The sequence below is a fragment of the Bacillus sp. ISL-47 genome (genome assembly GCF_018613175.1).
Classification (GTDB): Bacteria; Bacillota; Bacilli; order Bacillales; family Cytobacillaceae; genus Cytobacillus.
Map to the genome: position 1 here is coordinate 1 of NZ_JAGGQS010000059.1, position 23,217 is coordinate 23,217.

The 23,217-nt window shown below is 41.3% G+C and carries 20 protein-coding genes; 16 read left to right on the plus strand and 4 right to left on the minus strand.

Annotated features, from left to right (window positions below; all coding sequences use genetic code 11):
- Positions 1–29 precede the first annotated feature (29 nt).
- Positions 30–1,466, minus strand: coding sequence for a carbon starvation CstA family protein (locus J7I93_RS19715; protein ID WP_214727759.1), 1,437 nt, complete (start codon positions 1,464–1,466; stop codon positions 30–32).
- A gap of 365 nt (positions 1,467–1,831) precedes the next feature.
- On the opposite strand from J7I93_RS19715, the gene J7I93_RS19720 reads away from it, so the two are divergent.
- Positions 1,832–2,572 carry a protein-glutamine gamma-glutamyltransferase gene (locus tag J7I93_RS19720; protein ID WP_214727761.1) on the plus strand — a complete coding sequence of 247 codons (741 nt, stop codon included), beginning with the start codon at positions 1,832–1,834 and terminating at the stop codon, positions 2,570–2,572.
- A gap of 223 nt (positions 2,573–2,795) precedes the next feature.
- On the plus strand, positions 2,796–4,259 hold the full coding sequence (locus J7I93_RS19725; protein ID WP_214727763.1) for a UDP-N-acetylmuramoyl-L-alanyl-D-glutamate--2,6-diaminopimelate ligase: 1,464 nt from the start codon (positions 2,796–2,798) through the stop codon (positions 4,257–4,259).
- Positions 4,260–4,295: 36 nt separating this feature from the next.
- Here J7I93_RS19725 and J7I93_RS19730 read toward each other — a convergent pair whose 3' ends face one another.
- Positions 4,296–5,102 carry a glycerophosphodiester phosphodiesterase gene (locus J7I93_RS19730; RefSeq protein ID WP_251025914.1) on the minus strand — a complete coding sequence of 269 codons (807 nt, stop codon included), beginning with the start codon at positions 5,100–5,102 and terminating at the stop codon, positions 4,296–4,298.
- 249 nt (positions 5,103–5,351) lie between these two features.
- Between J7I93_RS19730 and J7I93_RS19735 the strand changes: the two genes are divergently transcribed.
- The 3 genes from J7I93_RS19735 (at position 5,352) to J7I93_RS19745 (ending at position 7,664) form a co-directional block, all read left to right on the plus strand.
- Entirely contained in the window at positions 5,352–6,596 is a 1,245-nt protein-coding gene (locus tag J7I93_RS19735) for a S8 family peptidase (RefSeq protein WP_214727767.1), read from the plus strand.
- Positions 6,597–7,007: 411 nt separating this feature from the next.
- Positions 7,008–7,319: a metal-sulfur cluster assembly factor gene (locus tag J7I93_RS19740; RefSeq protein ID WP_214727769.1), complete on the plus strand. Its 312-nt coding sequence runs from the start codon at positions 7,008–7,010 to the stop codon at positions 7,317–7,319.
- A gap of 141 nt (positions 7,320–7,460) precedes the next feature.
- The gene (locus J7I93_RS19745; RefSeq protein ID WP_251025917.1) at positions 7,461–7,664 is read left to right on the plus strand and encodes a hypothetical protein; all 204 of its coding nucleotides are present in this window, start codon (positions 7,461–7,463) and stop codon (positions 7,662–7,664) included.
- Positions 7,665–7,714: 50 nt separating this feature from the next.
- On the opposite strand, the gene J7I93_RS19750 is transcribed toward J7I93_RS19745, so the two are convergent.
- Complete coding sequence (locus tag J7I93_RS19750; RefSeq protein WP_214727771.1) at positions 7,715–8,020, minus strand: hypothetical protein; 306 nt, start codon at positions 8,018–8,020, stop codon at positions 7,715–7,717.
- A 361-nt stretch (positions 8,021–8,381) separates the two neighbouring features.
- On the opposite strand from J7I93_RS19750, the gene J7I93_RS19755 reads away from it, so the two are divergent.
- From J7I93_RS19755 to abc-f, 6 genes are all read left to right on the plus strand, one after another.
- On the plus strand, positions 8,382–8,906 hold the full coding sequence (locus tag J7I93_RS19755) for an NfeD family protein (RefSeq protein WP_214727773.1): 525 nt from the start codon (positions 8,382–8,384) through the stop codon (positions 8,904–8,906).
- 15 nt (positions 8,907–8,921) lie between these two features.
- Positions 8,922–10,478, plus strand: coding sequence for a flotillin lipid rafts scaffold protein FloT (locus J7I93_RS19760; protein ID WP_214727775.1), 1,557 nt, complete (start codon positions 8,922–8,924; stop codon positions 10,476–10,478).
- A gap of 176 nt (positions 10,479–10,654) precedes the next feature.
- Complete coding sequence (locus tag J7I93_RS19765) at positions 10,655–10,762, plus strand: YjcZ family sporulation protein (RefSeq protein ID WP_110067459.1); 108 nt, start codon at positions 10,655–10,657, stop codon at positions 10,760–10,762.
- A 45-nt stretch (positions 10,763–10,807) separates the two neighbouring features.
- A complete protein-coding gene (locus J7I93_RS19770) occupies positions 10,808–10,930 on the plus strand; it encodes a YjcZ family sporulation protein (RefSeq protein WP_110067460.1) in 123 nt (40 codons plus the stop codon).
- Positions 10,931–11,220: 290 nt separating this feature from the next.
- Positions 11,221–11,421 carry a hypothetical protein gene (locus J7I93_RS19775; RefSeq protein ID WP_214727777.1) on the plus strand — a complete coding sequence of 67 codons (201 nt, stop codon included), beginning with the start codon at positions 11,221–11,223 and terminating at the stop codon, positions 11,419–11,421.
- Between the two features lie 343 nt (positions 11,422–11,764).
- Positions 11,765–13,549, plus strand: coding sequence for a ribosomal protection-like ABC-F family protein (gene abc-f, locus J7I93_RS19780; RefSeq protein WP_214727779.1), 1,785 nt, complete (start codon positions 11,765–11,767; stop codon positions 13,547–13,549).
- A 41-nt stretch (positions 13,550–13,590) separates the two neighbouring features.
- On the opposite strand, the gene J7I93_RS19785 is transcribed toward abc-f, so the two are convergent.
- On the minus strand, positions 13,591–17,886 hold the full coding sequence (locus tag J7I93_RS19785; protein ID WP_483297145.1) for a S8 family serine peptidase: 4,296 nt from the start codon (positions 17,884–17,886) through the stop codon (positions 13,591–13,593).
- 748 nt (positions 17,887–18,634) lie between these two features.
- Here J7I93_RS19785 and J7I93_RS19790 point away from each other — a divergent pair.
- From J7I93_RS19790 to J7I93_RS19810, 5 genes are all read left to right on the plus strand, one after another.
- On the plus strand, positions 18,635–19,150 hold the full coding sequence (locus tag J7I93_RS19790; RefSeq protein WP_214727783.1) for an RNA polymerase sigma factor: 516 nt from the start codon (positions 18,635–18,637) through the stop codon (positions 19,148–19,150).
- The gene (locus J7I93_RS19795) at positions 19,147–19,761 is read left to right on the plus strand and encodes a hypothetical protein (RefSeq protein ID WP_214727785.1); all 615 of its coding nucleotides are present in this window, start codon (positions 19,147–19,149) and stop codon (positions 19,759–19,761) included. Before J7I93_RS19790 ends, J7I93_RS19795 begins: the two co-directional genes overlap by 4 nt.
- A gap of 214 nt (positions 19,762–19,975) precedes the next feature.
- Positions 19,976–21,271, plus strand: a complete 1,296-nt coding sequence (locus tag J7I93_RS19800) for an ABC transporter substrate-binding protein (RefSeq protein WP_214727787.1) — start codon at positions 19,976–19,978, stop codon at positions 21,269–21,271.
- Positions 21,272–21,333: 62 nt separating this feature from the next.
- Positions 21,334–22,317 carry a carbohydrate ABC transporter permease gene (locus J7I93_RS19805; RefSeq protein ID WP_251025915.1) on the plus strand — a complete coding sequence of 328 codons (984 nt, stop codon included), beginning with the start codon at positions 21,334–21,336 and terminating at the stop codon, positions 22,315–22,317.
- Positions 22,314–23,183 carry a carbohydrate ABC transporter permease gene (locus tag J7I93_RS19810; RefSeq protein WP_214727789.1) on the plus strand — a complete coding sequence of 290 codons (870 nt, stop codon included), beginning with the start codon at positions 22,314–22,316 and terminating at the stop codon, positions 23,181–23,183. Before J7I93_RS19805 ends, J7I93_RS19810 begins: the two co-directional genes overlap by 4 nt.
- Positions 23,184–23,217: the final 34 nt, after the last annotated feature.

Here is a 23,217-nt window from a genome sequence, read left to right on the forward strand (position 1 = left end):
TGGGTTTTGTCCCAGCCTCTTCATTTTGATTAAGCAGCTTTTAACTTCGCTTCATTTTTACTTGTTTGTTTATTTTTTATAATTTGGTAAATATACCAGCCTGCTACAGTTACTGTAATAACCGATCCGATGATCATGGACAACTGATAATCCATCTGAAATCCCTCTGGCGCATAGAAGATGTAAGTAGAAACGACGCCTGTCATAAACATAGCTGGTACGCCGCAAATCCAATGGAACTTCTTGTTTTTCAAAAGGTACATAGCACCTGTCCAGAGCATAACCGTAGCAACAACCTGGTTTGTCCATCCTACATATCTCCATAAGAAAGAGTAATCAATTGTAGAAAGGTATAAAGTCGGAATTGCTACAGGCAGGGTAGTTAAGATTACCTTCCACTTGCCTTCCATATTCATGAAGGAGGATAGTAATTCTGTCAGCATCATTCTAGAAGAACGGAGAGCAGTGTCACCTGTTGTAATCGGGAGAATGATCACGCCTAATATTGCCAGGATCCCTCCTAGAGTGCCAAGCAGGCTTTTGGAAATTTCATTGACCGCTCCAGCAGGACCGCCGGCTGCGAGTGCCTCCTGAAGTCCTCCTGTACCTCCGAAAAAGGTCATTCCCGCTGCGGCCCAAATGAGTGCGATAACGCCTTCCGCGATCATGGCACCATAGAAGACCTTTCTTCCATCGCTTTCTTTCTTTAACGTTCTGGCCACAATTGGGCTTTGTGTCGAATGAAATCCTGAAATGGCTCCGCATGAAATCGTAACCATTAATAATGGCCAGATCGGAAGCTCCCCTGGATGGAAATTAGCCAATGTCACATTAGGAATCGACTTTCCGCTGAAAAGCAATGCAATGGCAATTGATACAGCCATAAAGATTAGAATGGCTCCAAAAAGAGGATAGATCTTTCCAATAATACGATTTACAGGCAAAACGGCAGCCAGTAAAAAGTATGCAAAAATGGCAAGCAGCGAGGCCATAAAGCTTAAGGGCGTTAAGCTGGAAATTAGCTGTGCAGGACCCGCGGTAAACGCCGCAGCCACCAATACCATTAATATTAGGGAAATAATATTTATTGTCGTTTTAGCAGCCTTGCCCAAATATCTGCCAACAAGGCTTGGATATTGCTCACCTTTGTGTCTCAATGAAAGCATTCCTGAAAAATAATCATGAACTGCGCCTGCAAAAATGGAACCTGCCACAATCCAGATAAACGCTACAGGTCCGTATAAAGCTCCCATAATTGCACCAAAGATTGGACCAAGTCCAGCAATATTCAATAATTGAATTAAGCTTCCTTTCCACCAGCTCATCGGAACATAATCCATTCCGTCTTTTTCTGTATATGCCGGTGTTTGGCTGCTGTCATCTATTCCAAAAATTCGCTCTACCACCTTTGAGTAAACAGCGTACCCCGCCAAAAGCAAGACAATTGAGCCTAAAAATGTCACCATGCTAACATGCCTCCTGTTGTAAAAAATATCTCCATAAAAGTATCTGAAACTTATGAATATGTGGAATATTGTACTAGCAAAAGAGATTAAAAAGCAAGATATTTTCAGAAAAAAAAGATATTTTACAAAAATAAAAACGCTTTCAAATAAAAAAATAGTAGCACACATGTCTAATCGGATTTGGGAAAAGATACTGGAAAAGGAAAGAAAGGGAGACCGAAGGCAAGGAATGCTGGAGGAATCGACTCAAAATGGAGACAGAAACAAGCATATAATTATTCAGCTCATGGCTAAACCATTTTGGTGGAACCCTCCTGTAAAAGAATCCATAAGCTACTATAAGTTCTTTTGAAGGGGGGAAAACGATGATTGTCCTTTCGAATAATCAGAATAAACCTGGGATTGCCCGCTTTTTCGGAGTTCAGCGTGAAATATATTTTGCCCTGGAGAACAGTCCTGAGATTCATCAATATGATTCGATGCATGAATTGCTGTTCGATATCCTCTTAAGGGAGAATATCATCAAAGCAGCAAGGCAGCTGCATGCAAGTCCTATTGAATTTGCACCCTTTGCCACATCCCGTTTTAATCCGCGCATTTGGAGAAGAACAAAATATGGATATCTTCTTAATCCTTCGGTAATGCCGTCCGATGCCATCATGGATGTGTTTACTAACGCCAGGGAATATGCTTTTGAATGTACAACAGCTATTGTGCTGATTTTTTATAAAGCAGTATTGGATTCGATTTCTGTCAGCCGGTTCAACACCCTTTTCCAGGGCCTTCTTGTGTGGGACTGGAATTATGATTACGATCTGTCTATCATTACAAAAAAAGGAAGAAACTTTATCCCTGGTGATGTGGTTTATTTTTATAATCCTGATTATGACCACCCTGTTTGGATGGGAGAGAATACTGTGTATCTGGGCGGAGGTTTGTTCTATGGAAATGGGATTGGAATAGAAACAGAAGCGGGAATGATAAGGGCCTTAAACACATTAAGAAAAATAGGTGCGACAAGAGATGCGTATCTGATTTCCCAGCATAGCAGATTAAATGTAAGATATTTATCCCAGTTTGCAAAGCGGCCTTTATCCATAGCGTAAAAATATGGATAAACAATAATTTCAATAGGGTGAATCGCTTATTTTTTAAAGCCGTTCACCCATATTTATCCTCAAGCCTAGGATGTTTTAACGATTTTGCGTTCCGCCGTTTTTTGTCTTTGTTCTGAGGGCATATTTCCTGTAAAAGAGGGAAAATAAAAGATAACGAATCTAGACTTATATACAGAAAATCTGAAGTTTAAACATAAAAGGAGACAGAAATATGAGATTATCCCAGGTTATTAAATGCCTAAAGGATAGCGGGGAGATGGATTTAGTTACGAATGATCCGGAAATTACAGGGATTGAAATGGACTCACGCCATGTGGGGAAAGGGAGCTTGTTTGTAGCGATAAAAGGGTTTCAGGCTGACGGCCATTCTTTTATTGAACAAGCTGTCCAAAAGGGCGCAGCTGCAATAGTAGGTGAAGAGGATTTGCAATTGGATATTCCATATATAAGAGTGGCAGACAGCAGGACAAGTTTAGGAAAGCTTGCAAGCTGTTTTTATGGTCACCCATCCAGAGAACATAAAATAGTTGGCATTACAGGAACAAATGGCAAAACGACTACCTCATATATTCTAAAGCACATATTGGAGACTGCCGGCCGGACATGCTCGTTGCTTGGGACTGTTTCATATGTGATTAATAATGAGGTGTACAAGCCCACCAATACAACGCCGGACGCTTTACAGATCCAAAAAATGTTAAGCAAAAGCATGGATGAATTTGTTGTGATGGAAATTTCCTCTCATGCACTCGAACAATCTAGAACTGAAGGCTTGGAAATTGACTATGGGCTTTTTACAAATCTTGCCCATGACCACCTTGATTATCATGAAAATATGGACAGTTATTTTAATGATAAGAAGAAGATTTTTTCCCTTTTAAAAGATGAGGGAAAAGCTGTTGTTAATCTTTATAATTCATGGGGAGAAAAAATGGCAGAAGACCTGAAGATAGAGAAAGTCCCATTAATCATGCTTGGAGATGATAAGTGCTGTTCCATTGAGGACGTACAGTTGAACGGCCAAACAGTTTTCACATTGAAAATGGAGGATAAACGTTATAAAATCAAATTTCCTCTTCCCGGTTATCATAATGTCTATAATGCCGCCATGGCTTTCTTAACGGGTAAGGATATGGGGATCGAGTCCGATGACATGATTAAAGCCCTTGCGTCTTTCCCAGGAATACCTGGACGGTTTGAAACGATCACACATCCAACCGGTGCAAAATTTGTTGTTGATTATGCCCATACGAAGGATGCGTTTGAGTACTGCCTGGAAACAGCGAGGCAGCAGGGAGCTGAAAGGATTTTTCATATTTACGGCTTCCGAGGGGGCAGGGATCAATCCAAACGGGAAGAAATGATTAAGGTTTCAGCAAGATACAGCAGCCAATTTTATTTGACTGCCGATGATTTAAATGATGAAACAGAGGAAAAGATGATCAGTGATCTGCACAAGCTGAATGAACAATTCGGAAACGGCAAGGGACAGGTCATTGCCGACCGGACATTGGCCATTCAAAAAGCATGGCAGCAAGCGAAAAAGAATGATTGGATCTTTATCACGGGTAAAGGGCCGGAATCCTATAAAAAACCGTTTAAACTTGCGGCGGAAAGCGATTTAGAGACACTTAAGCTTTTACAGAATTCGGAGAGACAGCAAGGAGTTATATGAACAAAGGAGCAGCCCTTCAGGTCTGCTCCTTTGTTATTATTCAATAAGATCCAAATAGTCAGCAACAATTCCATCCAAAGGATAATGCTTTAATTTCTCAGCTTCTCTTTTCGATCTGACAGTCCAGGATACTGCCTTCATACCATTTGAATGGATAAGATTAATCACACGCTTATTTACCACAGTCCACTTTGGATTTACATAACTAGCAAATTTCGCTAACTTTTTAATTTCAATTTTGTCGGGCGGATAATTAATCAGGATGCCGACCGGCACTTCAGGGAGCAGTTCATGAAATTTTTTCATGGACTGGGTTTCAAATGATTGAACGATAATATGATCTCCTCCTTTGAGATGAAGGCTCCGTTTTTTTAGTTCCTTTGCGATAAGTTCCTCGATTCCCGGGTAAATTGATGGCTTTTTCAATTCAATTAAGAGCCCAACCTGATTGGCATATGCATCCAAAACCTCTTCAAACGAGGGAATGGAAGCACCGCGGTATTTTTGAGAAAACCAGCTTCCTGCATCCATCTTCCTCAGCTCATCAAAGGTATAATCTGAGACCTTCCCTTTATGGTCGGTTGTACGGTCTACCAGCGTATCATGAATTACGACAAGTTTTCCATCCTTGCTCAATTGGACATCTATTTCAAGATAGTCCGCACCCATTTCAAGTGCACGGTCATATGAAGGGAATGTATTTTCAGGACAATACCCGGCTGCACCCCGATGACCAATTTTTTTAATTTTATGAGTAGAGCTGGCAATTTTTTTTATGCCGAAAAATGAGATAACTGTTGCCAAAGCTGTAAAAAAAGCATTTTTCATTCCCTTCACAGTCATTTCTCCTCGCAATTTTTTGCTCATCTTAAAGGATACGAAAAGAACTTGTCAAATATTCTTCTCTCTAAAATAGATTTTTCGTGTAATTGAACCCTTTGACCTGATACTTTTTAAGCAAATAGTTATTTAGGAGTAGTTCTATTGATACAAAATAAATAGAATGGCTTATTGATATTTTCTGAATATTTTAAATATACTTAACATACATCAGGTGAGACGGAAATTTTACAAATTGAGAGGAGAGAAGGAATGAAGAAAAAAAGAGTTTTGGGAGCAGCCTTGCTTAGTATGACAATGGGATTATCAATGTTTTCAGCCGGTGCATTTGGTCAGGCCCCGGAGACAAAGGAGGATTACCGTGTTTGGGTTCAGGGCTCTTCCGCTGAAAACAACAAACTGAAAACCCAATATGAAGCCAGGTGGGACTTTGGCGATAAAGGTTTTACAACCAATGTGAACAGCAAGCAATATCAAGCATTGCTTAAAAATAAAAATCTGAAAATACAGCTTGTTCGGGAACATACAATTGATGCAAAACCAGGAACTGGGACTGAAGCAGCTCCATCTGATGAAACACCTTGGGGAATTGAAGCGATTTATAATGACAGCAGCATCCAGGCTACTTCCGGCGGAAACGGCATAAAAGTGGCTGTCCTTGATACAGGGGTATATACCGGGCATGCCGATTTGACGGGAAGCGACGAGCAATGCAAGGATTTCACACAAAGAAAAAACCCGCTTGTAAACGGCTCCTGCAATGATAAGAATGGCCATGGAACCCATGTGGCGGGTACGGTGCTCGCACATGGCGGGGCGAATGGCCAGGGTGTTTATGGCGTTGCACCGGAAGCAGACCTATGGGCCTATAAAGTACTGAATGACCGCGGATCAGGCTATTCTGATGATATTGCCGGTGCTATCAGGCATGCTGCTGACGAAGCAGAACGGACAGGTTCGAAGGTAATCATATCAATGTCCCTGGGATCCAGCAGTAAAGATTCCATGATTGCAAGCGCCGTCGACTATGCATACGGCAAAGGTGTCCTGGTCGTAGCCGCAGCAGGAAACAGTGGTCCTGGCAGCAATACAATTGGCTATCCGGGAGCCCTAACAAATGCGATTGCAGTAGCCGCGCTCGAAGATGTTCAGGTAAACGGTACATACCGGGTGGCGGATTTCTCTTCACGGGGCAACCCTCTTACAGATGGCGACTATGCCATCCAGGAACGGGATGTGGAAGTCTCTGCTCCAGGACGTGCCATCGAATCAACCTGGTATAACGGCTCCTATAATACGATCAGCGGAACTTCTATGGCTACTCCACACGTTTCCGGGCTTGCTGCAAAAATCTGGGCATCCAATACTAATATGAGCAACACTCAGCTTCGCACTGAACTCCAAAACCGTGCAAAGTTAAACGATATAAAAGGCGGAAGCGGAACTGCAGCCGGTGATGACTATGCATCAGGATTTGGCTTCCCGAAGGTAAAATAAAACTTTAGTATTTAGCCGGCCACCCTTAAGGATAGCCGGTTTTTTATCGTATTGGAAATGATAAATTTTCTCGTTTTGGGAGGAGGTTTGAAGCATTCATAAAATCTGTCATTGTTGATAGTCCTGTCTTTAAATCAATCAGAGCTATACATTTAAAAGTTTTATATGAGTTACTAAATTTGAGCTATACGTATAAAAAATATCCGCAAATAAAAGCTCAAAACTTGTGTGCCCACGCAAATCTGCCACACGTCAAGGTGGAACAGACATTAAAATATTCATTTCGAAAAAAACCTCTTTAAGATAGTGAAAATGCAGATTTTCCTTCTGAGTGTGATGCCCCTCACTTCATAACGTCTCTTGAGTTTCTATAATGAGAATAAATCTCATTATAAATGGAGGCATCAGATTATGAGTTCTCAGCTTAAAGATAAGGTTTTTGAAGCATTAGAAGAGGTTATTGATCCTGAACTTGGAATAGATATTGTAAATTTGGGCTTGATTTATGAAGTAAACATCGAAGAAGATAAGGCGCATATTGTTATGACGATGACTTCTATGGGCTGTCCACTGGCTGGGCAAATCATGGCAGGCGTGAAAGCTAGTATCCTGGAAAATGTAGAAAAAATCAAGACTGTGGATGTGGATATTGTCTGGAGTCCGCCTTGGACAAAAGAAAGAATGTCCCGGTACGCACAGCTTGCTCTAGGAGTTCACATATAATGATTTAAAAAGGAAGAAGGGAGCCTCTTCCTTTTTTTTATTCTAAAGAGACAATAACCCATTCCCATTCTGGAAAATTGCATATGATTTAGTGGGTATTTTTATCTGCATTCCACTTGAGGAGGAAAAAGGGTGAATCATATGCCACCAGAGTTTTCGATGGTTGACCAAAGAATAAGACCATTTGGTTTTGGAAGAAGGCCTTTTTACGGAGGATTTGGATTTCCGTTCGTCGGAGGTCTGTTAGGAGGATTGGCGTTAGGTGCTTTGGCAAGGCCGCCTTTTTATGGGCCATACTATTACCCGCCATATCCATATTACGGTTACCCAGGGTTTTACTACTAGAATAAATGAAGCTCTGCCCTAATTTGGGGCAGAGCTTTTATTTAGGCTTATTATTCCCATTCCTCATAAACAATAATACCACCAGTCAGGTCCAGTGTATTTCTTTCCCCTTTGTAAAAAAGCTTTCCTTCTTCTTTTACAATCAGATTTTCATATGTAAAGACGCTTTTTCCAGAAGGAAGCTGAATGACGATTTTCTGACCAAGGTCTTTCTTTGGCGCTTCAATGGTTATAAGGCTTTGAGAATAAAAATAAAGTGCTGTAAAGAGTGCGATTAAACAACTGCCACATAGGATAATTGACACCATCAAGAAATTACTTCTTGGCTTTTCCAAGTGAAGATCAGTTCTTGTCATATTCCTTATCCCTCCGCTAATTAAGTATATATCTCTATTCCACCAATTCTCAGCATTTAATCCTATAAAATTGGTTTTTTTATCCCTGAATAAGTTATGCAGGAGGGGAAATGAAAATGACAAAAATGGGCTAAAAGATAGACAAGCTATTTAAAACACAAATTTAGATATCTTACTGGAAACTATTTTATATGCATAGATATTCCAGAAAAATGAAACATTTTAAAGTCATTACACGTAAATAAATTATTCCAGTAATAGAATTAACAGGAAAAGGAGGATGGCATTTAACATCTTTAAGGCGATGCAGGAAAGAGTGCGGTTTGCCGCCAAAAAAACATATGGATAAGGATGCTTGCCCATGGAATTATTCGGATTGCCTATTCAAACCATTTACCTCTACACACTTATTTTTTCAGGAATTTTAATTACTTTGTATATCTTTTTCGGCGATATGGCCGAGGGAATTGGCGAGGCAACGAGCTTTCTAAATCCGGTGCTGATCCTTGCCTTTATCACGTTTACTTCAGCTGCGGGTTATATTTTGGAAATGCTGACTTCCCTTAGTAGTCTGGTTATCCTTTTGATAGGAATTGCGATTGCTTTGATTTTGGACACACTGCTTAATGTTTTTGTCCTTGTTCCTTTGTCTTCAGCTGAGGAATCCCTTGTCTATACAGAGGAATCATTAAGGGGAAGGGTAGGTACTGTTTTAATTCCCATACCAGAAAACGGTTTCGGCGAAGTGATGATTGAGAATATTAGCGGAAGGATATCGAAACCGGCCGAAAGCTATGAAAATACTTTTATTGCAGAAGGAAAAAAAGTACTGATTGTCGATGTGAACAATGGGGTCATACAAGTTATGGAACATGAACAATTATAGATAGGAGGAAACAAAATGATAATGGTGTGGATCGTTGTCGGCATTGCCGCGTTTTTTTTGATAGCATTATTGGGTGTATTCATCACAAAGTACCGGACAGCAGGACCGGATGAAGCTTTAATCGTAACAGGAAGCTACTTGGGCAGTAAAAATGTCCATATTGATGAATCTGGTAACAAAATAAAAATAATCAGGGGGGGAGGAGCCTTTGTCCTTCCTGTATTCCAGCAGGCAGAGCCGTTAAGTCTGCTATCAAGCAAACTGGAGGTAACAACTCCGGAGGTATATACCGAGCAGGGAGTTCCAGTAATGGCTGACGGAACTGCGATTATTAAAATAGGCGGAAGCATCGGTGAAATTGCCACCGCCGCAGAACAATTCCTCGGCAAGTCAAAAGAAGACCGCGAGAATGAAGCGAAGGAAGTTCTTGAAGGCCATTTAAGATCAATTCTTGGTTCTATGACCGTAGAAGAAATATACAAGAACCGCGATAAATTTTCCCAGGAGGTCCAGAGGGTTGCTTCACAGGATTTGGCCAAGATGGGTCTGATTATTGTTTCTTTTACGATTAAGGATGTCCGTGATAAAAATGGCTATCTGGATTCACTCGGAAGGCCGAGAATTGCCCAGGTTAAACGGGATGCCGATATTGCAACTGCAGAAGCTGAAAAGGAAACAAGGATTAAGCGGGCTGAAGCGGATAAAGATGCGAAAAAAGCCGAGCTTGAAAGAGCAACGGAAATAGCAGAAGCAGAGAAAGAAAATCAAATGAAAATGGCTGACTATAGAAGGGACCAGGACATCGCCAAGGCTCGTGCCGATCAAGCGTATGATCTGGAAACTGCCCGTGCCAAGCAGGAAGTAACTGAGCATGAAATGCAAATCCGTATCATTGAGCGCCAAAAACAAATCGAGCTTGAAGAAAAAGAAATTTTAAGAAGAGAACGACAATATGATTCCGAAGTAAAGAAGAAGGCTGACGCGGATCGATACGCAGTTGAACAGGCAGCTGAGGCAGAAAAGAAGAAACAAATTGCAGAAGCAGATGCCAACCAGTATCGAATCGAATCGCAGGCCAGGGCTGAAGCAGAACGTGTAAGGGCAGATGGGTTAGCGAAGGCGGATTCCGAGCGTGCACAAGGTGAAACAGAAGCAGAAATCATCCGTCTCAAAGGTCTTGCAGAGGCAGAAGCCAAACGAAAAATTGCCGAAGCATTTGAACAGTATGGGCAGGCAGCGATTATGGATATGGTCATCAAAATGCTTCCAGAATATGCGAAACAGCTTGCGAGCCCATTAACTAATATTGATAAAATTACGGTCGTCGATACAGGCAGTGACGGAAAAAATGGCGGTGCCAACAAGGTGACCGGCTATGCTATCAATCTGATGTCCACGATGCAGGAAAGCCTAAAAGCTTCATCTGGAATCGATGTGAAGGAACTTCTGCAGAACTTTTCAGGCAAAGGGAACGTCCGTCAAAGCCTTGACCAGCTGACAGAAGAATTAACAGTTAGTAAACAGGAGTCAGCTCACATAGAAGCTGAAGCAAAAACAACAGATGAAAAATAATGAATATGCCTATTTTTTCTTGAAAAATAGATTAAAAAAGCTGTTATATCAAGAAAAATTTGAAGCCTCTCCTGGAGGGGCTTCTTTTTTGCGGTTAAAAACTGTGTATTCGTCTATCGCACAAATTGGGTGAATTGAATAGGATATATTGAATCAAACAAAGGAGGTAATTGACTATGTCAGACGGATGCGGATACGGCGGAGGTTTCGCCCTTCTAGTTGTATTGTTTATTTTGCTAATTATCATCGGTGCTTCTTGGGGTTACGGTGGATACGGATATTAAAAAGTATCAGAGACAGATTTTTCTGGTAAAGGAGGGGATTCTATAATGTACGGCTACGGATATGGCGGCTACGGCTATGGTGGAGCTGGATATGGCGGCGGTTTTGCATTAATCGTTGTTCTATTTATCTTGCTTATTATCGTAGGCGCTGCTTGCTTTAAGTGGTAATAGAGTAAAAGAAAAGCAGGGTCTGCCTGCTTTTCTTTTGTTTAGGGATACATATTTTGGGGCTGGGGAGTGAGGTATGCATAAAGGTTCGGCTGGAGCGTAAAGAAGAAAAAACGCGTGTAAAAGCATGGCCCGCGCTAAAAGTGGGTAAAACCGCGTGTAAAACCCCCGGTTCCCGAATCAAATACCATTCCTGCTCTTAAAATTTTAACTAGCCTCTTATCTGTGTTTCCAACCACTCAAATTGGGGAAATGAATAACATCTAATTCTAAATGGGAGGTTGGCTGACATGGCTGAGTTTAAAACGCAGGGTCGAGAAAATACGATGCGAGAGATTTATTCCATATTGGAGGGCGGACTGCAGCGTGATATGCATCAAAAGGAGTATAAACTAGTGTCAGAGTGGGTTAGCGGATTTAATCAGGAAGAGCGTGCAACTGTCTTAAATATGCTTAAAGAACTGACTAACAAGCATATCCGTATTGACTAATCACCCCTGGAAGCTGAACGGCCACACATGTTCACAACCTGGTAAAAAGCCTATTGACAAAAATAGCCACTTAAATTTATACTACAATCAAATCGTTTGAAAGGGATGATTCAGGGGCATGAAGTTCTAATCTTATTTTTTCTGGTATCTTTTTAAATTTTAAAAAGCTTAACCCGGAGAACATAGGATTAGTGTGCCCTTTTTTAATCACCCCTTTTATCGTTATAAAGGATAATCTTTATGGTTATTGGCGGATTAATGTTTGTTTAGGCTCGTTTTTTTATGTTTGCACCATTCTAAAGATGGGTGCACAATCCTCTCCGGGTATCGGGGAGGTTTTTTTATGGGTGAAAATAAGCGTTTAAACACGGATAAGCACAATAGAAATTTGCATTTGCCTGTTCTTAAGGCGAGAGGAATAGAAAAATCGTATGCTGATAAAACAGTGTTTTCCAATCTGCAATTTGATATCTTTCAGCGGGATCGTATCGGCCTTGTTGGTTTGAATGGAACTGGAAAAACCACTTTGGCCAATATCCTATTCGGAAGCATCGAGGCGGATAAAGGGTCAATCGAGCGGATGAAAGAACCATTCAGAATCGGTTACCTTCATCAATCAGCAGATTATTCAGTCGGTGAGTTTCAGGAGTTTGAAACGATTCTCGATAAAGACATGCTTTATCAGGCGAGCAAGCTGGGTTTGTCGAAAATCCAGGAGTGGGAGCAGGAAAGGCTTAAATCTTTGAGTGACGGGGAAAGGCTTAAACTGTCTTTAGCAAAGGTTTGGACTTCCAAACCAGATATGCTGATTTTGGATGAACCGACCAACCATTTGGATTCAAAGGGGATTGAGTGGCTTATAAACCAAATCAGCGCCTTCAGCGGGCCTGTTCTGATGATATCCCATGACCGCTATTTTCTTGATGAGACTGCTCAGCAAATCTTCGAACTGCAGAATGGCACTCTTTCCATCTACGACGGAAATTACACTTCATATCGAGAGCAAAAAGAAAAGAATTACGAAGATCAGCTACATCAATACAATACCCAGCAGCGGGATATTGAGCGGATCGAAAACCAAATGGCCAACTTGAAAAAATGGTCTGAGAAAGCCCACCGGGAATCAACGAAAGGCGGGAGCCCCTCGGAAAATAGGCAAATTGGCTTTAAGGAATATAATCGTGTCAAAGCAAAGAGGATGGACCAGCAGATTAAGTCCAAAATGAAGAGACTTGAGCAGGAGCTTGAAAAGAACAAAATCGAAAAACCAGAAGGAGAGGCAAAAGTACATTTTCAATTTGATGCCTCTGGCAAAAGAGGAAAGAGAATTATTGAAGCGAAAAACTTATCGAAAAGATTCGGAGACAGAGTCCTTTTCAAGGATAGCCACTTTTATATAAAGCACGGTGAAAAAATAGGTATTCTAGGAGGAAATGGGGCAGGCAAAACTACATTTATCCGAATGCTCCTGAATGAAATTCCCGTATCTGAGGGAGAGCTTTGGAGAAGTGACACTTTAAAGATTGCCTACTTAAGCCAGGATGTAAGTGATCTTCCTTTGGCAAAGAGTCCGGTTGAAGCCCTTAATCTTACAGACCGTGAAACCATATTCAGAGCAAGGACTCTTTTAGCAAATTTGGGATTGAAAGAAGCGATGATCAACCAGCCCATTGAGAATCTGAGCATGGGGGAACGCATAAGAATCAATCTCACAGATATGCTTTTAAGAGAGTATGATGTCCTCATACTGGATGAACCGACGAATCATTTGGATTTGCCAAGCAGGGAGCAGTTTGAAAAAACGCTGAAGGATTTTACTGGTACACTTATTATTATTTCGCATGATCGATATTTTATGGAGAAGTTAAGCAGCAAAATGCTTGTCTTTGAAAATAACAGAATCGCAAGGTATGAAATGGGGCTTAGGGAATTTGGTGTAAAATCAAAGAAGGCCACCCCCCTTGAAAATGGAGATAACAGGAAAGAGGAAATGATGGTTATTGAAAATCGGATTACCGCAATACTGGGAGAGCTGAGCCTGCTTTCTCCAGGAGAACCTAAATATTCGGAGCTTGATCAAAAATTTAAAGAATTACTGAAGGAAAAGAAAGAGCTGACAGATTTATAATCCGAAAAGGCAGGCCCAAATGAAGCTGGGCCTGCCTTTTTTTAATTGCCTTTCTTCTTCTTCTTCTTCTTTTTCTCGTTAATCCACAGCTTTCCGTCAGCAGTCTTTCTTGTTTCATTGCCGTATTCATCCGTTGCTTTCACTTCAATTTCTGCTCCAGGCGCTTTTACATTGGATGTGGCTGTGTAGTAGCCGACATAATGGCCTGGAGATTCTTCCATCATTGGAAGATCGATAGCGTTTGTCAGCTGTGCACCTGTATTGGTTAACGGCATTCTAATGGCAAAGACAGCCGTTAATCCTGGTTCGCTGTCAAATTCAATTTTTACAGATTCACCTTTCTTAATTTCTTTGTCTTCTGAAGGCAGAAGATTTCCAATCTCTGGGGCAGTGTATTTTGCATCAATGGTGACTGTTTTTTCCTCAGTATTTTCCGCTTTATCCTTTGCTGTAACGGTGATGACATTTTCACCTTCATCCAATAGGATACGGAGAGAATATTTGCCTTCTGCAACCTGTGCAGGTTGGCCATTTACTTTAACCCAGTCAAGGTTTTCGTCCGATACAGATCCTTCAACTGTCACTGTTTCTTTGTTTGTTTTTGTCTCATCAGCAGGACTTGTAATGGCCAATTCCGGTTTAGTCTGATCAAATATTACTTTTACAGGCTCCGAAGCATCCGTTGAACCAGCTTCAGTCGATGCTTTGGCAGTAAGGATATTTTCTCCTTCGGCTAGTGAAATTTCCGCTGAGAATGTCCCTTCATCTGTTGTTTCTGCTGAAGAGATTTCCTCTCCATTATTGAATATATTGACAGTTGTTGTTGGAGCGGAGGTACCTTCAATAGTAACGGTGCCCTGGTTTGTGAACGTTCCGTCAGCTGGAGAGATGATCACAGGTGCAGTTACTTCATAGTTCACTGTTGCTCGAATCATATAGTTGCCTTCATCCTCAGGTGAAGGTGACCATGCTCCACCAACCATTTGCCAGCTCCGTCCAGCATTCCCGCCGTCTTCATCTGTTCCTAGTCCTGGTGCGTTCGGATTTGGTGCCGATTGGATATACACCATGTAGAAGTCCCCGTTTACCAGGATGCCTTCCTCACTTAAGTCAACATGTGTCCATTCTCCGTTTCTTAAAGCAGTGGCATCATAAGGACCTGCAAGCTTTTTGCCAGGTGCTCCATCTGGACCGCTTGCATCATAGACTTCCACCTTGAAATCTGTTCCGCCTGGATTTGGCCAGGATGTATCCCAGAAGCGGAATAATCCGCCTGTTACCATTGCACGATCATGGCCCGAAGCCAGGGACATTTTAACAGCCCAGCCATTGCCGGCATCATAGAATGCACGTGCATTTTCAGCTGTTCCATCGTCATAGCCAATTTCACCTGGATACCCAATAAATGGCTTTAAATCAATGTTAAGTTCCTCTGAAGATTCGCCCTCAATTGTAATACTTTGCTCTTTGCTATAGAAGGAAGGAGCCATCGTTTTTAATGTGTATGTGCCTTCATAGGCTGTAAGCGTATATTCTCCGTTTTCATTTGTGATGACAGGCTGAACGGCAGCATCTTCTATTAATAAAAGAGTGGAACCCGCTACAGGTTCGCCTGTGACTTCATTCGTAACTACACCAGTTACTGTTCCCTTTGGAATTTCTTCTAAAATAAAGTTTGCAGTAACTTCTCCGTCTTGTGGAATATTAACGCTTTGAGTCTGTGAACGGAATCCGTAAGCTTCTGCCTGGACAGTGTATTCCCCTGAAGCGTGAACGAATTCATAAGATCCATCCTGGGGATTGGTAAACACAGATCTACCTGATTCCAGTACGCTTACTTCTGCCTGTAAAGGTAAAACGGAAGGGGCAGGCTGCTGCTGATTTGCTTCATTCTTTGCAGGAGCGTCCTTTTTAGGAGTAATTTTGTCAGGGTTTACTGCGTCTTTCCTTAATTCAGCTGAAGCTTCATCCTTTTCGACGCCCAGCTGAGCTTTGCGGGCTGGTTCGATCGGTGCATCTGATAACTGGACATCATCCAGATACCATCCTTGCTTTAACACAGAACCATCTGTAGTAACATTAAAGGCTACATAGATTCTTTGGCCTGCATAAGCACTTAAATCTACTTCACCATCAATCCATCCTGTTGTAGTGCCATTGACTCGAAGGACCTGTTCCCAGTTCTCCATATCTGTTGACACAAAGACATGGCCATAATCATAACGGTTCTCAAGTTCATGCCATTGCTTGAATTGTAGGTATGCATTTCCCTCAGGCAAGTCGATCGGCGGCATTTGCAGGTTCATATTGGCTCTGTTCGCATAAGTTCCGGCAAGGTTTGTTGCATATACTTTCTCACCTGAAGCTGCATTTCCAGGGCCGGAAGCAGGCACACCCCATTCCCAGCTGTTTTCAGGACCATATGAAGTCCACCCTACCGGCTGCGATTCAAAATTTTGAGAGTAGCCGATACTAATACCCGGTCTAACCCCTACTTCAAATGAATCGGTTTCGGTTAGATTTCCGCCGAAATCGATTACTTTCCATTTATATGTCACAGAAGGCTCAGCAATATCTGAACCAGGAATAACTGCCTGGTATGTGCCATCTTTATAGTTTCCAGCTGTTCGTTCGGCCTCAACTGTTCCCCAGCTGCCGTCAGCTCTTAAGTATTCGAGATCCACTCTAGTGACGCTTACATTATCTGCTGCAGATAAATCCAATACAAGATCCATTCCTGCATATGTTTCCTGAGGTGCTTCATGATTGACTTCAGGAGCTTCGGTGTCGTCTCCCTCTTTTGCTACCTGACCATTAATTTTACCAAGGCCAGTCATTACGGAAGAAACCGCATCAAAAGCATTGACTAAGCCATATCCAAAGCCGTTATTTGGACTCTCAGGATAAGTACCATTTGTTAACGGAGTAGAGGTGGTTAATAAAATTTCCTCCATTTCCTCAACAGTCAAGCTTGAATCAACTTGGCGAAGCAATGCTGCAACCGCAGAAACGTGCGGGCCTGCCATGGATGTTCCGTTCCAGCCGCCTTCATATCCGCTGCCAGGAACGGAGGAACGAATGTTAACTCCAGGTGCAGATACATCAGGCTTAATTTCTTCGTATGGAGATGGTCCCTGCAGTGAGAAGCTTGCTAAACCATTGTTTATATCAGTCGCACCAGTTGCGAATGATTCTGGATAGTTAGCTGGTGTGGCAACAGATCCCGGTCCTCCCGGATTAAATAATGTTGTGTTGCCCGCAGAAAACTCAGGGAAAATTTCAGCTGCACGCCAAGCCTGCACCATAGGGCGGTACCATTCATCAAGCCCTGGTCCGCCGCCCCATGAGTTATTGACGACGTCTGGCGCCTTTTCTGGATGAGGATTTCCTTCAGCATCCTTCGGAGCTAAAATCCATTCGCCAGCTTCCAGCAGGTCTACGTCAGTTCCACCGGATGCAGTGAATGCTTTAACTGCAATCCATTTTGCACCGGGAGCGACTCCAACCTGATTGGCACCGTTTGGTTCAGAACCAACCATTGTTCCAGTTACATGGGTTCCGTGGCCTTGATCATCATAGGGAGCTGTTTGCCCGGCAGTAGCATCGAACCAGTTGTATTCATGGGATGGAGAATCCGGTTCTGCTGCATTATAGCCGAGGTATTTTTCTTTTAAAGCAGGATGGTTCCACTGAACGCCTGTATCAATGGAAGCAACGACAGTACCGGAACCGTCGATACCCATTTCCCAGACGGCAGGAGCGCCAACACGGTTAATATTCCACTCTATAGAGTTTGTTTCTGCTTGTGTCTGGAGAGCTTTCTCAGCTTCTTTTGTTGGCTTATGAAGCTGTCTTGTCTCGTTTGGAAGGATTTTTTCTACTTCAGGGAATGTTGCAATTTGTTCCATTACATCCTTTGAAGATGTAACAGCCATGGCATTGACAATGTAGAAGGATTGAACATTTTTCGCCTTGCCGGCTTTTTCCTGCTTTTGAAGGAAATCAGCGACATGACCTTGAGTTTCAATAGCTGTAGATCGTAGTGAGGATAGGACTGCAGATCGTTTCATGTACTTTAATTTGGAGGCAGTTAGCTTTTGTGATTGAGCCTCTTTTTCAGCCTTCTTGGCCGCTTGGGCTGTATCAGCTTGTTCTTTAAACTTGATTAAGTATGTTACGTTATCCTCTTTCTCGAATTGTTCCATCAATGAACGGTTTATTTTATTTTTTGCAGTCTCAAGTGAAGCCTTCTTAACCGATGTATGAGGGGAGCTTTTGCTTTCAGCAGATCCCATGCTTGGTAACATCAGCGGTAGAATTAAAAATGTTGTCAACATAATATAGAGAAACTTGTTAAAAGCGATTCTTTTTCTTTTTTTCAAAAAATTACCTCCTCATTTGGATTAATCACTTATTCAGAAAGACAACTCTTTGACTCAGAAAACAATCACCCCCTTAAGGTTATAATAGAGATGGAAATCCTTTCCTACACAAGTACTTTAGCGAATTAATTAGGGGGAAGGTTGTCGAAAGAAAAAGAAAAATGCTGGGGTTTTGTAAAATAGAGAGAAGGTTGCAGCACCGGCAAAAAGTTACAGTCCGAAAGTTTCATTTATTACATGTGCTGAGTGGAGTAAAGGAACCATTTAAAAAAATACAGAAAGTATTTGATTAAATACATGGAAAAAATAAGGAAATGGGGGGAGGCAGTATTTTTCGTGAATGGTAAAATAAATAAAAAGAGGGGCGGGCAGGATCAGCTTACCATTTAACATGAAGAGGATTTAAGCCAAAAATAATTAATAATATAGGCAATATGCAGTGTAACTTCTACGATATTCTTTTATTTTTGCTCCCTATCGAAATGTTTCAGTCCATTAATCTCGTTTTATGTTTGAATTGAAAAATGAAGCAATATGACTAAAGAGGAATAGAAAAATAGGTATATTGATTAAATTTTGCATTTTAATACATAAATGCAGATGTACCAATAGGAGAGTCCTTGAACCTCCGCTTGTAAAATGGAAAAATAGTGTTTCTTTTTTTCATCTGATTCGTCTAATAATATGCGAGGGGGCGCCACTAATGGAGAGAATTTCCGCAGAAACATTTGAAGAAATGTACAATGAATATAGCGATCGCATTTATGGATACATATTTCTTCTCGTAAATGATAAAGAGGTTGCAGAAGATTTAACCCAGGATACCTTTATTAAAGCCTATAAATATATGAACCAATTTAATGGGGAGTCACAAATCTTTACGTGGCTTGTACGGATATCCAGAAATGTTGCTATTGATTATTTGCGCAAGAAAAACAGATTTAAATTTTTTTCTATTGAAAAATTCCATTTGCCTTCAGATGAAGATACTCCCACGGAAATTATTATTAAGGGAGAAAAAGCCGCACTCTTATATGAAGCAATCCGTCATTTGAAATTAACCTATCAAGAAGTGCTAATTTTAAGAAAAATAAAGGAGTTTTCCATAAAGGAAACAGCTGAGATTTTGAATTGGAATGAGAATAAAGTAAAAATCACCACTTCCCGTGCACTCGCCGCGCTAAAAAAAGAACTGGAGAAAAGGGGGGGAGATCCATGAAGAACTCATCCGGATTCGATAATTCATTCAGTGAATTAAACCGGATCCCACGCCCGCAAAAACAAAAACAAGAGAGTTTTCGGAAAATTATTAATGAAATAGAACGAAAACCAGCTATGAATAGATACATGTTCCCAAGATTTCTAACTGCTGCCGCTGCATTGGCTGCCTGTGTTCTTTTTGCTTTCATCATTTATTCTGAGGTTGACATGACACATGGCAGCAATAGCGAATCCATGGCAGGAATAGGCAATAGTATTATTACCCAGACAGCTATTTCTTTATCGGAATCAGAAAAGACTTTTTCAGCAGAACGGACTGATTCAGCAAAATCAGCGATTGTACAAGATGAAAAGTGGGAAAATACAGTGAGAAATGCTGTTGATTCAGCACAGCCGGCAGATGCTGTCCTCTCATCGAAACCGCTGTTTGATGTACAAATCATGTTAAAAGGCAAAGAGCCGATCAAACTTAAAATCTGGGAAGAGGATGGCGAAGTATTTATCCGTCCAATGGCAAGCGAAAAGATGTACAAAGTGTCATCTGAAGAAAGCGGCCTTTTCCTGCAATACTTAAAAGCCATATCTGATAGCCTTCAAAAGACTCCTTAATCTGACTCCAATAAGGAGTCTTTTTTTGTCTTTCATTCCTATATCTTTACAAATTCCGAGAAAAATTTCAAAAAAATGTTTAAAACCTGAATGTCAGGGGTACTTCTATCCTTGTTAATAAATTATTTTACTATCTGGCCAGAATCATTCCTTTGCGCAAAGGTATAGGCAGTTTCTTAAAAACTAAAGATATAAATCTCATAGGGGGAGCATCATGAAAAAAGGAATTATCTTTATTATTTCAGCAATCCTGCTTTTAGGGACCTTGGCGGGATGCTCTGGGGAAGAGAGTGCACAGGCAGAAAAAACAAAAGACGGCAAGGTGATCGTTGATTTTTGGAGTTTCTGGGGTTCTGAAACAAGAAGGCCTATTATCGAAAAAATAATAGATGATTTTAACCAGTCACAGGATGAGGTTTTTGTAAAGCATACATATTTGCCATGGGGCGATATATGGACTAAAAACCTTGCATCTGTTGCTGCCGGGAACCCCGCGGATGTTATTATCAATGATATCAATTCGGTAGCACAACGTGCAGAAAATGAGCAGGTTGAAGATTTAAGCAAATATATGGATGACTCATTTAAAGACCAATTCTATCCGCATTTATGGGAAACAGTCATGTATGAGGATAAGCCTTACGCTGTTCCATTTAACACAGATACGAGATTGCTATTTTATAATAAAGACGCATTTAAAGAAGCGGGGCTTGATCCTGAAAAACCGCCTGCTACATGGGATGAGCTGGAAGAATATGCTCAAAGTCTGGATATTAAAAAGGGAGACCGATATGAGCGTGTAGGCTTCTATCCGCTTTGGGGCAGCATTGGCGCACCTAGCTGGATGACAAGTGCAGATGGCGGAAAAGGATTTATTAAAGAAGGCGAATTATATATCGATACTCCTAAAAAGAAAGAAGCTCTTGAGTGGCTTTTAGGCTGGAAGGATCGCCTTGGTGAAAAAACAGTTCAATCCTTCGAAGCAGAGTTTGGCAGTGAACAATCAAATCCGTTCATCGCAGGAAAGGTAGCGATGTGGATTGACGTCGGTACATTCTATACGCAAATCCGTGATTATGGGAAAGATATGAATTTCGGCGTTGCCCCGATTCCTGCTTATGAAGAAGGGTCAGGCAACTGGAGCGATGGCGGCGGTTTTGTGGCTGAAGTTCCAAAAGGCGCCAAGCATCCTGAGGAAGCAATGAAATTTATTGAGTATTTAACAGGCCCGAAAGCACAGAAGTACTGGGCAATGGAAAACTATGATAACGTCGCAAACATAGAAGCGGCAGAAGCTGCGGTGGAAGAGCTTCAAGGTGATGATAGATATGTTTATGAAGCTTCCGTGAAAAACCTTGAACAAACACAATTGTTCCCGGTTCCGGTTGAGTACCCGGATTATCAAAGCCGGATCAATCCGCATATAGACAATGTGCTGTTAGGGAAAACAACACCTGAAAAAGCGCTCGAAGAAGCAGAACAAGATGTAGAAAAACTGAAAAGAAAGTAAAGGAAAGAGAGAAGGGCGCGTCCTTCTCTCTTTAAAATACAGCAAAAAGAGGGTGTATGGGGTTGAAATCTTATGATACAACGATAGCGCGCCGCGGGACGGACATTGCAGGCGAAAAAGAGAAAAAGAAAACGGCCCGCAAGCGGCTGTCCCGCCAAACAAGAGAGAATATTTTTGGCTATCTATTCATCAGTCCTTGGATTTTTGGTTTCTTGGGACTTACACTTGGACCGCTTTTATTTTCTTTATTTGCAAGTTTTACAGATTATAATATTACTTCAAAAATGAATTTTATTGGACTCGATAATTTTAAAAGAATGTTTACCATTGATGACCTTTTTAAAACTTCTTTATGGAATACTCTTTATTATGTGTTATTTTCTGTTCCGCTGACAACTGCTGGAGCAATCTTCCTGTCAGTTCTATTAAATCAGAAGATAAAAGGGATGAAATTTTTCCGAACGCTTTATTATTTGCCGGCAATTCTCTCCGGTGTAGCAGTTTATTTTTTGTGGATGCAGCTCTTGAGTCCTTCGACAGGACTTGTAAACACTTTTCTTGGATGGTTGGGCATTGAGGGTCCCGCCTGGCTGTTCGATCCGGAATGGACGAAACCTGCATTGCTCCTGATGAAAATGTGGAGTGTTGGAGGAGGAATGCTTCTCTACCTTGCAAGTTTACAGGGAGTGTCTTCCTCCATGTATGAAGCTGCCGAACTTGATGGGGCAGGTGCCATGCAAAAATTCTTTTATATTACACTGCCAATGATATCACCAATCATCTTTTTTGATGTGCTTACAAGTACGATTGGTTCATTCCAAATCTTTCAGGAAGCTTACGTTATGACAGAAAACGGAAGCGGTGGACCAGGAAACTCACTATTATTTTATAACCTTCATATGTGGAATAATGCATTTGAAGTATTTGACATGGGATATGCATCTGCGATGGCATGGCTTCTTTTTATAGTAGTTATGATTCTGACCGTAATCAATATGAAGCTGGGCAAAAAATGTGTACATTACGAGGGGGGAGACAATAAATGAGAGCGGCTGCCGCACCAAGGTTTTATGAAACGAAAAAGTTTAAAGAGAAAGTCAAGCAGACTATTGTTTTCACCGTATTATTAGCAGGAAGTGTTCTAATCCTTTCGCCGATATGGTGGATGATTTCAACCTCCTTGAAATCTCCCGCGGAGATTGCCCAGTATCCGCCTACTTTTATACCAAGTGAATTTCATTTTTCTAATTATGCGGAAGCCTGGAAGACAGCTCCGTTTACACGCTGGGCAATGAATACTTTCTTTATTGCTTTTTGTGGGATGGCTGGAAGTGTACTTGTTAACTCATTAGTTGCCTATGCGTTTGCAAAAATCCGTTTTAAAGGAAGAAATTCGTTGTTTGTGGTTGTATTGTCAACGATGCTGATTCCCGGTTTTGTTACGATGGTTCCGCAATATATCTTATTTTCCAAGCTAGGCTGGGTAAATACGTATTTGCCGCTAATCGTTCCTGCCTTTTTGGGAAGTGCTTTTTTTATTTTCCTTTTGCGTCAGTTCATGATGACCATACCGAATGAACTGATTGAAGCAGCTGTGCTCGATGGCGCAAACCATTTACAAATCTGGTGGCATATCATGCTTCCGCTTACGAAGCCTGCTCTCATTACAGTGGCCATTTTCTCATTTAATGGAGCATGGAATGACCTGCTCGGACCATTGTTGTATTTAAATGATGAAAGTTTATACACCCTGCAAATCGGACTTCAAACATTTAAAGGTACAGTGCAAACCCAGTGGCATTACTTAATGGCCATGTCAGTAATGGTATTGCTCCCCGTTGTGCTGTTATTCTTTTTCTTCCAAAAGCACTTTATTGAAGGTTCAAATATAGCATCAGGTACAAAGGGATAAAAAAATCGGCTAAGCTGCTGCTTAGCCGATTTTT

Excerpts from the sequence above, each read along its gene's own strand:
- J7I93_RS19765 (WP_110067459.1), top strand. The coding sequence starts at position 10,655 with ATGTCAGACGGATGCGGATACGGCGGAGGTTTCGCCCTTCTAGTTGTA.
- J7I93_RS19740 (WP_214727769.1), top strand. The coding sequence starts at position 7,008 with ATGAGTTCTCAGCTTAAAGATAAGGTTTTTGAAGCATTAGAAGAGGTT.
- J7I93_RS19775 (WP_214727777.1), top strand. The coding sequence starts at position 11,221 with ATGGCTGAGTTTAAAACGCAGGGTCGAGAAAATACGATGCGAGAGATT.
- J7I93_RS19720 (WP_214727761.1), top strand. The coding sequence starts at position 1,832 with ATGATTGTCCTTTCGAATAATCAGAATAAACCTGGGATTGCCCGCTTT.
- J7I93_RS19785 (WP_483297145.1), bottom strand. The coding sequence starts at position 17,886 with ATGTTGACAACATTTTTAATTCTACCGCTGATGTTACCAAGCATGGGA.
- J7I93_RS19810 (WP_214727789.1), top strand. The coding sequence starts at position 22,314 with ATGAGAGCGGCTGCCGCACCAAGGTTTTATGAAACGAAAAAGTTTAAA.
- J7I93_RS19735 (WP_214727767.1), top strand. The coding sequence starts at position 5,352 with ATGAAGAAAAAAAGAGTTTTGGGAGCAGCCTTGCTTAGTATGACAATG.
- J7I93_RS19760 (WP_214727775.1), top strand. The coding sequence starts at position 8,922 with ATGATAATGGTGTGGATCGTTGTCGGCATTGCCGCGTTTTTTTTGATA.
- J7I93_RS19755 (WP_214727773.1), top strand. The coding sequence starts at position 8,382 with ATGGAATTATTCGGATTGCCTATTCAAACCATTTACCTCTACACACTT.
- J7I93_RS19800 (WP_214727787.1), top strand. The coding sequence starts at position 19,976 with ATGAAAAAAGGAATTATCTTTATTATTTCAGCAATCCTGCTTTTAGGG.
- J7I93_RS19745 (WP_251025917.1), top strand. The coding sequence starts at position 7,461 with ATGCCACCAGAGTTTTCGATGGTTGACCAAAGAATAAGACCATTTGGT.
- abc-f (WP_214727779.1), top strand. The coding sequence starts at position 11,765 with ATGGGTGAAAATAAGCGTTTAAACACGGATAAGCACAATAGAAATTTG.
- J7I93_RS19790 (WP_214727783.1), top strand. The coding sequence starts at position 18,635 with ATGGAGAGAATTTCCGCAGAAACATTTGAAGAAATGTACAATGAATAT.
- J7I93_RS19730 (WP_251025914.1), bottom strand. The coding sequence starts at position 5,102 with ATGACTGTGAAGGGAATGAAAAATGCTTTTTTTACAGCTTTGGCAACA.
- J7I93_RS19770 (WP_110067460.1), top strand. The coding sequence starts at position 10,808 with ATGTACGGCTACGGATATGGCGGCTACGGCTATGGTGGAGCTGGATAT.
- J7I93_RS19750 (WP_214727771.1), bottom strand. The coding sequence starts at position 8,020 with ATGACAAGAACTGATCTTCACTTGGAAAAGCCAAGAAGTAATTTCTTG.
- J7I93_RS19795 (WP_214727785.1), top strand. The coding sequence starts at position 19,147 with ATGAAGAACTCATCCGGATTCGATAATTCATTCAGTGAATTAAACCGG.
- J7I93_RS19725 (WP_214727763.1), top strand. The coding sequence starts at position 2,796 with ATGAGATTATCCCAGGTTATTAAATGCCTAAAGGATAGCGGGGAGATG.
- J7I93_RS19715 (WP_214727759.1), bottom strand. The coding sequence starts at position 1,466 with ATGGTGACATTTTTAGGCTCAATTGTCTTGCTTTTGGCGGGGTACGCT.